Raw genomic sequence first — 11,582 nt, 5'->3', positions numbered from 1 at the left:
ACCTGGGGGATCTACCAGCGCATGATCTCCGCCTACCGCGACCCGGATCGCGCCGCCGGGAGGAAGGCCATGCAGGGCGTGATCGATGCTGTCTCCCGCGGCGTCCCGGCCGCTCTGGTCGAGCTCCGCAGGCTCGGCCGCACGCTGAAGAAGAGAGCCGCTGACGTCCTCGCGTACTTCGACCAGCCCGGCACGAGCAACGGCCCGACCGAGGCGATCAACGGCCGTCTCGAGCACCTCCGCGGCTCCGCGCTCGGCTTCCGCAACATCGCCAACTACATCGCGAGATCGTTGCTCGAGACCGGCGGCTTCAGACCCCACCTACACCCCTGAATGCGAAGAGCCGCGAATGGTCGCGGAACGCAGCCGCAAGCGACCACATGCGCACCCGGACGCGCGTCAGACGTCGGTGCGGTAGGCCCCGCGGGTGTCGAGGGAGAGCTCCTCGGCGTCCATCGCGTCGAACAGCTCGCGCTCCACCTCTTCGCTGATGTTGCCGGCGCGGCACTGATCCAGGACGACCTGGCGGCGGATCTCGAGCCACCCGCGCGACAGCTCGGTGAGCTCGTCGGCGACCGCGCGGCGCTTGGCCATGAGCTTCAGATCGTCCTGCGCCTTCTCGAGCGCGCGGTCGTCGTGGTCGGCGGTGCGCTCGATGCGGATCAGCGAACGGGAGAAGCGGTTGAAGCCCTCGATCGAGTCCTCGCCGAACTGCTCGACCCACTTCCCCTGCTGCTCGCGCAGATACTCGAGGCCCGCGTCGGCGCTGAGGCGACGGATCCGCGCCTTCTGCTTCTTGTCGACGAGGTCCTCCTCCTCGCTCGACACCCCGAGCCGCCGGATGAGCACCGGCAGCGACAGCCCCTGAAGCAGGAGCGTGCCGACTGTGACGACGAACGCGACCGCGACGAGGATCTCGACGTGCCCGTCGGGCATCGCGTGCTCGGTCAGGTCGGGGAGCGCCGCCGCCATCGCGAGCGTGACGACGCCGCGCATGCCGGCCCACGACACGATCGTGCGGTCCTGCCACGTGAGCGCCGGCTCGGTCTTGCGGCGCATGATCGCCTGCTTCGTCGGCTGCACCGGCTGGCGTGCGATCCGCGCCTTCTGGCGCTTGACGATGCGCGCCTCGCGGCTGTCCGGATCTCGATGGAACGCCTCGACCGCCTGCTTCCAGCGCCGCATGCGCACCTTCTGCCAGAACTGGCCCCACCAGTAGCTGAGGAACACGAAGACGGGCCGCACGAGGAGGACCGTCAGCAGGACGGCGACCGCGAGGATCGTCGCGCCCCACCCGGACGAGTCGATCAGGGTGCGGACCACGTCGGGCAGCTGCAGCCCCACGTAGGCGAAGACGAAGCTCTCGAGCAGGAAGTCGACCGAGTGCCAGAGCGGCTTGTCCTGCTGCCGCTGCTGATAGCTCGTGCTCGGCGAGTTGTAGCCGACGTAGAAGCCCATGGCGACGACCGCGAGGACGCCGGATCCGTGGAGCTCCTCGGCGAGGAGATATGCCCCGAACGGCATGAGGAGCCCGAAGGTGCCCGTGACGATGACGTCGTCGAGACGCGTGCGCAGCAGGTGCAGCACAATGCCGAACAGCAGGCCGACCGCGACGCCCACGACGATCGCGAGGAAGAACTCCCAGATCCCCTGCCACACGGTCACGGTCGCGCCCGCGACGATCGCCGCGAACACCCGCACGAGGGTCAGCGACGTCGCGTCGTTGATGAGGCTCTCGCCGCTCATGACGTTCATCACCCGCCGCGGGAGCCCGAGCTTGCGCCCGATGGCCGCGGCCGAGACGGCGTCGGGCGGGCCGACGATCGCGCCGAGGAGGATCGCGCCCGCGAATCCGATCTCGGGCATGAGCATGTAGGTGACGACCCCGACGGCGAGCGCCGTCACGAGCACGGCGCCGATGCCGAGGCGCCGGATGTGCGGCAGCGACTGCCGGAAGCTCATGAACGACGCGTCGAGCGCCGCCGAGTAGAGGAGAGGAGGCAGCGTGAGGTTGAGCAGCACGTGGCCGTCGATCTCGAGCGACGGCACGAACGGCAGCAGCGAGGCGACGAGCGCGACGCCCGTCACGAGCAGCGGCGCCGGCCAGCCGCGCCAGCGTGCGAATGCCGCGACCGCGATGGCCCCGACGACGACCAGTACGAGCTCAGCATCCATGACCTCCAGGCTAGAGCGATCAGCTATGACTGGCCTATGCTGGAGGAAGATCACAGAACGGTAACTATTCTGGATTGTGATGAGTCAGACCCTCGCAGCCCCTCGCACGACCCCGGATCAGAGCCGACCCTCCAGCTGGCGGCCCGACATCCAGGGCATGCGCGCGCTCGCGGTGCTCCTCGTCATCGCCTCGCACATGGGGATCCCGTTCCTCGGCGGCGGGTACGTCGGCGTCGACGTGTTCTTCGTCCTCTCGGGCTTCCTCATCACGCAGCTGCTGCTGCGGGAGGCCGAGAAGACCGGGTCCATCAGCATCGCCGGCTTCTACGCCCGGCGCGCCAGGCGGATCCTCCCGGCGGCGAGCCTCGTCACGATCGCGGTCGTGCTCTACGCGCTGTTCTTCCGCTCGATCCCGATGCTCGCGCAGACGACGGGCGACGCGGGGTGGGCGAGCGTCTTCCTCGCCAACTGGCACATGGTCGGATCCGGCGCCGACTACTTCTCGACCGACGACCCGAGCCTCCTCCAGCACTACTGGTCGCTGGCCGTCGAGGAGCAGTTCTACCTCGTGTGGCCGCTCCTCGCGCTCGCGCTGCTGCCGCGCCTCCCGCGCCGCTGGTTCTTCTCGGCCGCGGTCGTGATCTTCGGCGGATCCCTCGCCTGGTCGGCGTACACGACGGGCGCGAACCCCGACGCGGCCTACTTCGACACCTTCGCCCGCGCGTTCGAGCTCGCGGCCGGCGCGGGCCTCGCGTGCGTCCTGACCCGCCCGCTCGCGGGCCGCTGGGCCCAGGCCGCGGGCGTCGGCGGCATCGCGCTCATCGCCATCGCGGCACTGGCATACACCGAGAGCACGGCGTTCCCGGGCTGGAATGCGCTCCTGCCCGTGGCGGGCACGATGCTGCTCCTCAGCGCGGGCCCCGACACCGCCGTCGGCCGCGCCCTCTCGATCCGCCCGCTCCGCTACATCGGCGACATCTCGTTCTCCCTGTATCTCTGGCACTGGCCCGTGATCCAGGCCGTCGACTACGCGCTGCCGACCGAGTCGCTCCTGCGCTGGCACGTCGCTCTGGGGTTCGCGATCTCGTTCGTGCTCGCGGTCCTCACCTTCCACTTCGTCGAGCGACCCTTCCAGCACCGGAAGGTGCCGTGGATCCGCCACGGCCACCGCTCGCTGTGGCTGTGGCCCGTGAGCGTCGGCCTCGTCCTCGCCATCGGGTTCGGCGCGAGCGTCGCGGGCGACGACCGCGCCGCGGCGCAGGAGGCCGCGGCGGCCGAGTGGCAGGCGCAGAACGCGCAGGACGTGATCCCGGGCGACGACGTCTCGGAGGTGCAGACGCAGCTCGAGGACGCCCTCGCCCAGGCGAGCGACGGCGCCCCGATCCCCCCGGGCATGACCGACAACGGCACGCACGCGCACACGTGGCACGAGGTGACCGACGGCGACTGCTACGCGTCGGGATCCGCGGCGAAGGCGGACGAGGTGTGCTCGTTCGGCGACACCGAGTCGGACGACGTCGTCGCCCTCGTCGGCGACTCTCACGCGGCCATGTGGCTCCCCGCGTTCGACGAGATCGGCAAGGCGCAGGGGATCCGGATCGTCCTCTTCGCGAAGCTCTCGTGCGGCGCGTACCCCGTCGTCCAGGACGCCAACGGGCTCAACCAGGGCGCGTGCGACGACTTCCGCGAGTGGACAGAGGATCAGCTCGAGCAGCTGAAGCCCGACACGATCGTCATCGGGTCGCGCGGCCAGCTGAACATGAGCGAGCAGGACGGCGTCTCGATCGACGACCAGTGGTCGGAGGGCGTCACCGACACCGTGACGCGGTTCCGCGAGATCACCCCCGACGTCGTCGTCTTCGGCGACGTGCCCTCGCGACCCGACGTGCAGCCCGTCAACTGCGTCGACGTCGCGGGCGCCTCGCAGGAGGGCTGCGTCGCGACGGGCGACAGCACCGAGCGCGACAGCAACACCATCACGCAGCCGGCCGCCGAGGCCGCGGGCGCGTCGTTCGTCGACACCGAGGATCTCGTGTGCACCGACGACGGGTGCCCGCTGTTCGTCGGCGAGCTGCCGGTGTACGAGGACGACTCGCACCTCAACCGCCTGTGGGTCGAGCACGTCGCGCGCGCGCTCGAGAGCGAGATCGAGGCGGCGCGGGAATAGCCCGCCGGCGGCCCGGGTTGCCCTCATGGTGAGCGCTTCCGGATCCCTGGCCCTGTCTGTTCTCGACCTCGTGCCGGTGCGCACGGGGCAGTCGTCGCAGCAGGCGGTCGCCGCCTCGATGCGGCTCGCGCAGCTCGCCGACCGGCTGGGCTACCGGCGCTACTGGTTCGCCGAGCACCACAACATGGCCGCGGTCGCCTCGACGACGCCTCCCGTGCTCATCGCGACGGCGCTCGCGAAGACCGAGAACATCAAGGTCGGTTCGGGCGGCGTCATGCTGCCCAACCACTCGCCGCTCATCGTCGCCGAGCAGTTCGCGGCCCTCGAGGCCATCGCTCCGGGCCGCGTCGACCTCGGCCTCGGCCGCGCTCCCGGATCCGACCCCGTGATCACGCAGCTCCTCAACCGATCCGGCGCGACGAGCGAGGCGCAGCAGTTCCCGCAGAACGTGCAGGACATCGTCCAGATCATGGGCCCCGAGGGCGCGACCGTGCGCTTCACCTCGGGCGGCACCTACGACGTGCGCGCGACGCCGGCGGCCGAGGGATCCCCCGAGATCTGGCTCCTCGGGTCGAGCGACTTCTCGTCGCAGCTCGCGGCCCAGCTGGGCCTGCCGTACGTGTTCGCGAACCACTTCGCGGGCGCGGGGATCGAGCGCGCCATGAGCCTCTACGTGCAGGGATACCAGCCGAGCGAGCGGCACCCGAAGCCCGTCTCGTTCGTGACGGCGAACGTCGTCGTGGCGCCGACGGCCGAGGAGGCCGAGCAGCGCGCCCTGCCGCAGCTGCGCCAGTTCGCCCGCATGCGCACCAACAAGCCGATGCGCGCGATGGAGACGGTCGACGAGGTCCTCGCGAACCCGTCCGACGCGCTCGAGCAGTCGTTCGTCGACCAGAACCGGGCGACGTGGTTCATCGGCACCCCCGACGACGTCGCCTCCCGCCTCACGGCCTTCGCGGCGGCGTACGACGTCGTCGACGAGATCATGGTCGTCCCGATGGGCGGATCCTACGAGCGCGAGCCGCTCGACGAGACCCCAGGCCGCACCCAGACGCTCGAGCTGCTGAGCGCCGCGATCGCCTGACGCCCTATGCCAGGGCCGTCGTGAGGCCCGCCCAGATGAGCGGCGTGTGGGCGGGATCCCCCGTGCGCTCCCAGGCGTCGGCCTGCGCGCGCTGCCAGGCGTTCAGCGCGTGCACGGGATCCTCGGCGTCGTGCGCGACGCTCGCCGCGATGACCGCGCCCGCGAAGGCGCGATAGGGCGCCGAGCTCTCGGTCGACTGCGACCCGAGCGACGACGACGCGAGCCACTCGATCCCGACGTCGGTCGGCAGCGACCAGCGCGCCGAGGTGACGACGCGGGCCCCGCGCGCCACCATCGCGGCGACGAGTCCGGTCGGGTCGGGGTAGGCCGCGTCGCCGCCGGACGCGCAGCCGATGAGGGCGACGCGCGCCGGCACGTCCCAGCGGTCGAACACGATGTCGGCGGCCGTCAGCGGCCGGTGCACGCCCGCGACGACGGATCCCCGCCCGGCCGTGCCGGGCCCGTCGGTCAGGTGGATCGCGGTGTCGAGTCCGTGGACGCCTGGCGTGACGTGGCCCGCGTAGACGAAGCGCGCGGCGCCCGCGAGCGCCTCGCGCAGCCCCTCGCGCGACAGCGCGCCGTGGGGCGAGCCGATCGCGCGGCCTCCGAGTGCCTGGAACATGCCGTCGATCACGGGCTCGTCGCGCCGCAGGACGTCGCCGAGCTCGGGGATCCGCCCGGGCACCTCGACGCTGATCGCCGCCGCGACGGGGCCGCCCGGCACCTCGGGGGCGCGGCGGCGGCGCGGCGCGTTCCGCACGCTCGCGGGCAGGAGGACCGAGACGTCGAGATCGTGCACCATGCGCTCGCCCTCGTCGACGCGCAGCGCCTCCCACGGGACGCGGGCGAGCCGCCGCGAGGGCTGGATCCGCAGGTGCGGCCAGAGCCCCTCCGCGAGGAAGTGGTTGATCTCGGCGGCGAGCCCCTGCGGGATGAGCGGCGCGAGCGCCGTCATGAGCTCCTTCTCGCGGTCGAGGTCGCCGAGGATCGCCCACGAGCGCGCGAGCGCGTCGTCGACCGTCTCGCCGTCGCGCGGCTCGGGGACGGCGGGCGCGAAGGCGAGCATGATCCCGGCGAGCTGCTGCGGCTGGTAGCCCCAGATCCGCGGGCGGTCGAGTGCGTGCTCCCAGCGCCACGTGATCCACATGCCCCCGTCGACCGTGTCGACGTACTTGAGCTGCGCGACGGGCCGCGCGCCCCCGGTGTCGGCGACCTCGGCGGGGTCGGGATACGTCATCGTCACCATGCGTCGACCACCTCATCTCCGCGCGCCGCGCGCCCGTAGCGCTCCTCGGCGGCGGCGAGCGCCCACGCGATCGCGGGCTCGGCGCCCGGCATCGAGCGGACGCGGGGCGGCGGATCCAGCAGCTCGGATCCGGGTTCGGCGAGCGGATCGACCGACGCGCTCGCGCAGATGTGCTCGATGAGGTCGAGGATCTCGTCGGCGCGCCCCAGCGCCGTGAGCGCGCGCAGCGCGGCGTCGGCCGACCAGGCGGCGACGTTCGCCGCCCACCTGTCGCGCATCTCGCCGGGCGCGAGCCCGTATCGCACGGCGTCGGAGGCGAGGGCGAGCGGGACGGCGGCGTCGACGCACGCCGCGTAGCCCGCGGGGTCGGATCCGGCCGCCTGGAAGAGCGTCGCGAGCCGCACGGCGTCGACGCGCATGAGCTCCATCGCGTCGGATCCCGCGAGCGCGCGGGCCCGGTCGAGCGCCCCGAGCGCCTCGGTCGTGCGGCCGAGCCCGGCGAGAGCCTGGCCGAGGATCTCGTACGCCTCGCGCGCCCCCGTGCGCTCGCCCACGCGCTCGGCCTCGGCCGCCGCGCGCCGCGCGAGGTCGGCCGCGCCCGCGAGGTCGCCGCGCCGCCGCGCGATCTCGGCGAACCCCGCGCCGGTTCCCGCGGCCATGCGCTCGTCGCCGCGCTCGCGCGCGATCCGCTGCATCTCGCGCAGCTGCTCCTCGGCGAGGGCGAGGTCGCCCGACTCGATGGCGCGCGACGCGACGGCGCGGGCGAGGTCCATGCGCTCGGTCGGACGCGCGTCCTGGGCCTGGGTGATCGCCGACGCCGCGGCGAGCGGGTGGTCGCCCGCCTCGGGGGCGCCGGTCGCGCGGTGGATCATGCTCAGCCGCTCGAGCGCCAGGGGCACGAAGGCCGGGTGGCGGCGCGAGGCGAGGTCGAGGGCCGCGTTCGCCTCGCGCTCGGCCTGGTCGTAGCGACCCGCCGCCTCGAAGGCGGAGACGCGCGCGAGGCGCAGGTGCAGCTCGGTCTCGCTCCACGCCTCGGCGTCGCCCATGCCGGGGGCGGGCTCGAGCGCGAGCGCGGCGTCGATGTCGGCGAGGGATCCGTCGACGTCCCCGTCGCGCACGCGCATCTCGGCGCGCGAGAGCATCAGGAGGCGCGCCTCGTAGGAGAAGCCGGGCTCCTTCAGCAGGCGGGCCCGCTCGGCCGCCTCGAGGCCCTTCGCGAGGTGGTCGCGCATCGCCGCGGCATCGCCGCGATCGAGCGCCGCGCGCGCGATCGTGTAGCGCATGCGCGCCGCCGCGATCTGCGATCCGCCGTGCCCGCGGGTCCACCAGCGGTCGACGATCGCGAGGACGCGCTCGGCGTGGGGCGCCGCCGCGACGTACCCCTCCTCGGCGAAGGCGCGCTCGTAGGCGGCGAGCGCGGCCTGGGCCTCCTCGGCTCGCGTGACCCTCATCGCGGCCACTCCCGCGCGATCCGCAGGAGGACCTCGAGGTCGACGCCCGGGATCGGGGCGAAGCCCTCCGCCGTGAGGCTCGCCTCGTGCCCCGCCGCCGCGAGGACCGTCGCCGGCGCCGCTGCCTCGCCCGCCCACCTCTCGCCGGACCGCGCGAGCGGGACGTCGACGCCCGCGACGTGCGCCGTGAGGGCGGCCGCGCGCTCGTCGCCGGGCGCCGCGGGGACGCTGACCCGGATCGTCGGCCCCGCGGCGCCGAACGCGATGCTCCACGCGATGCGGCCCGCGGGATCCACGACGCCCTGCGGGACCGCACCGGGATCCACGGGGCTCTCGCCGCTCTGGAGGGGCGCCCGCGCGGCCTCGCCCGCCGCGGCGAGCGCGTAGGCCTCCTGCCGCGCGGCGGCCTCCTCGGCCGCCGCGTCGGCGAGGCCGTAGTCGTCGGCGAGCTCGCGGATCCGCTCGTCCTCCCACGGCCCCAGGCGGGCGAGGTCGCGCAGCGCGCGCTCGGTCGCCTCGTCGTCGTCGGCGATCCCGTCGAGCGCCGCCGCCGCGAGCGCCCGCTCGGCCGCGAGGGCGCGCCGGTCGACGGGCTCGATCCCGGCGATGCGCGACGCGGGCCACCAGGCCTCGCGCCACGCCGCGAGAGCCGCGCGCCGCATGGGCTCGCGGGGCAGCTCGATCCACGCCGCGGCGCGCGCGTCGTCCCACACGTCGGCGCCCGACACGCCCGTCGCGAGATCCCACCAGAGGAGGGCGCCGTCGCCCTCGAACACGGCCGCCCGCCACGCGTCGGGGATCACGACGCCCGCCCCATCTCGGCCTTCGCGCGGTCGCGGCGATCGAGGATCGTCGATCGCATGGCGCCGTCGATGAGGTCCCAGGCCTCGGATCCGTCCGTCGGCGCGCCGCGCAGCTCGCGCCCCTGCAGGCGCGCCCACAGGCGGCGGAGGAACGCCTCGCGCGCGCCGTCGAGGGGCCCGTCGTCGCCGGCCCGCAGGGCGCGGCGCACGAACGCCTCGCGCTGCCAGCGGCCGGCGAGGCGCCGCTCGGCGTCGGTCGCGCCTCCCATGCGCCCGGCCTCGGCTCCCGCGGTCATGACGACGCGCCCCGCCTCGTCGGCGAGCTGCCACGGTGCCGCGCTGCGGCGGGCCTCGGCGCCGACGAGGCCGCGCATCCCCGCGGTGCCGCCGACCTCGAGCTGGCTGATCGCGGCGAAGAGCCGCTCGAGGATCGAGCGGTCGAACGGCGCGGGCAGGGCGGCCTTCGAGGCGCGCTCGCCGACCTCGGGCGGCGCGATCTCGTCGCGGTCGCTCATGCCGGCGCCGCGCGCGGCCCCCGGAGCCCGCAGTGCGGATCCTGCCGCCGCGCCGGCGCCCGCCGCGACGAGCGCGTCGAAGGCGTCGTCGCCTCCCGTCGCGCACGCGTCGAGCAGGGCCGTCACATCGGGCTGTCTCTCGGTCGTCATGGTCGGCGCCCTCCACGCCTCGTCGATCTCGTCGCGCACCGCGCGGGCCACGGCCGGTGTCGTCAGGTAGGCGCGCAGGTCGGCCGCCGTCACCCTGTCGTCGTCGTGCACGTCGTCGACCGCGTCGCCCGCCGTCGACGCGGCACCCTCCCTCGGGACGCCGTGCCGGCGCGCGAGCTCGTACGCCCGCTGGAAGTACAGGTCCTGCGGGTTGCCCGCCGTGATCCCGCGCGCGCGGCGCTCGGCCTTCATCAGCAGGAACCAGGCGGCGGTCGCCGCGAGATCGTCGCGCGCCCCGAGGATCCGCTCGCGCAGCTCGTCGGCCGCGGCGTCGCCGAGCAGCGCCTGCCCCAGGTGGGGCCGCTGCACGGGCCGCACCACGAGCGGATCGAGCACGAGCTTCACGGTGCGGGCGAGCGGCAGGCCCTGGGCGTTGCTCAGCGCGGCGACGCCCTCCCCCAGCTCGCGCCACGCCTCGGCGATGACCCCTGCCCGCGACGTCGTCTGCCCCACGGGCTCAGGCTAGTGCGTCGGCGCCGCGTGCCGCCCGGACCCGAGCGGATCGCCCCCGCGCGTCAGACCGCGAGGCCCGCGTAGACCAGCTGCCCGTCGGCCGGGTTCACGGCCAGGAGCACGGTGTCGCCGACGCGCGGGATCTGGATCCGCGCGACCATCGTCCGGAGCTCGATGGGCTCGCCCGCGCGGTCGAGCCGCAGCACGAGCACGGGGTTGTCGTTGATCGTCTGCCCCGTGTCGGTGAGGCCCGTGACGGTCGCGGGCTCGGTCACGCCGTTCTGCGCCGCGGCCATGCCCGCCTGCGCCGAGCGCATCGACGCCATCGCGTCGCCCACCTGGTCGGTGAACCGGCTGCCCATCGTCATCTTCGTGAGGCCGCCGACGAGCCCCTTCCCGGATCCGATCTTCTCGGCCGTGCTCATGGCGCTCTCGAGGCGCTCCTCGTCGGTCTTCTTCCGTCCGAACAGTCCCATGGTCGGGGCTCCTTCCGTGTCGATGGCCTCAGGTTAGGGAGCGCGCCTGGCGCTCCCGGTCACGGATCAGGCGAGGATCTCGCGCAGCCAGTCGCGCGCGTCGACGAACGAGTCGTCGCTGTAGCGCTGCTCGGGCCTGACCGTGACCCGGTCGGCCCGCGGGTACGAGCCGAGGAACAGCACACGCGGGCTGAAGCGCTTGAGCCCCATGAGCGCGTCGGCCATGCGCTCGTCGGCGACGTGCCCGTCGGCGTCGATGACGAACCGGTAGCGGCCGAGGCGGTCGCCGATCGGGCGCGACTGGATGAGGCTGAGGTTGATCCCTCGGGTCGCGAACTGCTCGAGCATCTCGACGAGGGCGCCGGGGACCTCCTGCGGCAGCTCGACGACGAGCGAGGTCTTGTCGGATCCCGTGGCCGGCGCGGGCGCGACCGTGCGGGTCACGAGGACGAAGCGCGTGACGGCGTCGGGGTTGTCGCCGATCCCCTCCGCGAGGACGTCGACGTCGTAGTGGTCGACGACGCCGGGCGCCGCGATCGCCGCCTCGGCGGGGAGGGATCCGTCGAGCACCCCGATCGCGCTCGCGACGTTCGAGGCCGCGACCACGGGCGCGTGCCCCGGGATGTGCGATCCGAGCCACTCGAGGCACTGCGCGTAGGCGACGGGGTGCGCGGCGACGTGGGTGACGTCCGAGAGCGCGGTGCCGCGGGGCGCGACGAGCACGAAGCGCACGGGCACGAGGTACTCGCCGACGATCCGCAGGCCCGGGGTGTTCGCGAGGGCGTCCTGCGCGCTCGACACCCCGCCCTCGACGGTGTTCTCGATCGCGATCATCGCGGCGTGCGAGCGGCCCGACGCGACGTCGTCGAGGGCCGCGCCGACGTTGGCGACGGGCTTCCACGTCTGGCCGCGCGCCTCCTCGACCTGCGCGAGGGCGGCCTCGGTGAAGGTTCCGGCGGGCCCGAGGTACGAGTACGTGCGCGGCTCGCCTGCAGCAGTCAT

At 73.8% G+C, this 11,582-nt stretch carries 10 protein-coding genes; 3 read left to right on the top strand and 7 right to left on the bottom strand.

Annotated features, from left to right (window positions below; genetic code table 11):
• Positions 1 to 333, top strand: a 333-nt coding sequence (locus H576_RS0111790) for an ISL3 family transposase (RefSeq protein WP_029151101.1), incomplete at its 5' end; no start/stop codon positions are given.
• Positions 334 to 399: 66 nt separating this feature from the next.
• Here the strand turns inward: H576_RS0111790 and H576_RS0111785 are convergent.
• Positions 400 to 2,175: a cation:proton antiporter gene (locus tag H576_RS0111785; protein ID WP_029151100.1), complete on the bottom strand. Its 1,776-nt coding sequence runs from the start codon at positions 2,173 to 2,175 to the stop codon at positions 400 to 402.
• 79 nt (positions 2,176 to 2,254) lie between these two features.
• Between H576_RS0111785 and H576_RS0111780 the strand changes: the two genes are divergently transcribed.
• Both H576_RS0111780 and H576_RS0111775 read left to right on the top strand, forming a co-directional pair.
• Positions 2,255 to 4,342, top strand: coding sequence for an acyltransferase family protein (locus H576_RS0111780; RefSeq protein ID WP_084502713.1), 2,088 nt, complete (start codon positions 2,255 to 2,257; stop codon positions 4,340 to 4,342).
• Positions 4,343 to 4,367: 25 nt separating this feature from the next.
• Complete coding sequence (locus tag H576_RS0111775) at positions 4,368 to 5,426, top strand: LLM class flavin-dependent oxidoreductase (RefSeq protein ID WP_029151098.1); 1,059 nt, start codon at positions 4,368 to 4,370, stop codon at positions 5,424 to 5,426.
• Between the two features lie 4 nt (positions 5,427 to 5,430).
• Here the strand turns inward: H576_RS0111775 and H576_RS0111770 are convergent, their stop codons facing one another.
• From H576_RS0111770 to pheA, 6 genes are all read right to left on the bottom strand, one after another.
• Entirely contained in the window at positions 5,431 to 6,663 is a 1,233-nt protein-coding gene (locus H576_RS0111770) for a CHAT domain-containing protein (protein WP_156888219.1), read from the bottom strand.
• A 2-nt stretch (positions 6,664 to 6,665) separates the two neighbouring features.
• Entirely contained in the window at positions 6,666 to 8,123 is a 1,458-nt protein-coding gene (locus H576_RS0111765) for a hypothetical protein (RefSeq protein ID WP_156888218.1), read from the bottom strand.
• Entirely contained in the window at positions 8,120 to 8,926 is an 807-nt protein-coding gene (locus H576_RS0111760) for a hypothetical protein (protein WP_029151095.1), read from the bottom strand. Before H576_RS0111760 ends, H576_RS0111765 begins: the two co-directional genes overlap by 4 nt.
• A complete protein-coding gene (locus tag H576_RS15650; RefSeq protein ID WP_036320760.1) occupies positions 8,923 to 10,104 on the bottom strand; it encodes a hypothetical protein in 1,182 nt (393 codons plus the stop codon). Before H576_RS15650 ends, H576_RS0111760 begins: the two co-directional genes overlap by 4 nt.
• 62 nt (positions 10,105 to 10,166) lie before the next feature.
• Positions 10,167 to 10,580 (bottom strand): hypothetical protein, encoded by a 414-nt coding sequence (locus H576_RS15645; protein WP_051172707.1) that lies wholly within the window; start codon positions 10,578 to 10,580, stop codon positions 10,167 to 10,169.
• A 66-nt stretch (positions 10,581 to 10,646) separates the two neighbouring features.
• Positions 10,647 to 11,582: a prephenate dehydratase gene (pheA, locus tag H576_RS0111745; protein ID WP_029151094.1), complete on the bottom strand. Its 936-nt coding sequence runs from the start codon at positions 11,580 to 11,582 to the stop codon at positions 10,647 to 10,649.

The organism is Microbacterium indicum DSM 19969 (genome assembly GCF_000422385.1).
Taxonomy (GTDB): domain Bacteria; phylum Actinomycetota; class Actinomycetes; order Actinomycetales; family Microbacteriaceae; genus Microbacterium; species Microbacterium indicum.
Note: the sequence above shows the minus strand (reverse complement) of the source record. Positions and strands in the feature narration are given on the sequence as shown.

Coding starts and splice junctions, on each gene's coding strand:
- H576_RS0111785 (WP_029151100.1), bottom strand. CDS start 2,175: ATGGATGCTGAGCTCGTACTGGTCGTCGTCGGGGCCATCGCGGTCGCG.
- H576_RS0111780 (WP_084502713.1), top strand. CDS start 2,255: ATGAGTCAGACCCTCGCAGCCCCTCGCACGACCCCGGATCAGAGCCGA.
- H576_RS0111775 (WP_029151098.1), top strand. CDS start 4,368: ATGGTGAGCGCTTCCGGATCCCTGGCCCTGTCTGTTCTCGACCTCGTG.
- H576_RS0111770 (WP_156888219.1), bottom strand. CDS start 6,663: ATGACGTATCCCGACCCCGCCGAGGTCGCCGACACCGGGGGCGCGCGG.
- H576_RS0111765 (WP_156888218.1), bottom strand. CDS start 8,123: ATGAGGGTCACGCGAGCCGAGGAGGCCCAGGCCGCGCTCGCCGCCTAC.
- H576_RS15645 (WP_051172707.1), bottom strand. CDS start 10,580: ATGGGACTGTTCGGACGGAAGAAGACCGACGAGGAGCGCCTCGAGAGC.
- pheA (WP_029151094.1), bottom strand. CDS start 11,582: ATGACTGCTGCAGGCGAGCCGCGCACGTACTCGTACCTCGGGCCCGCC.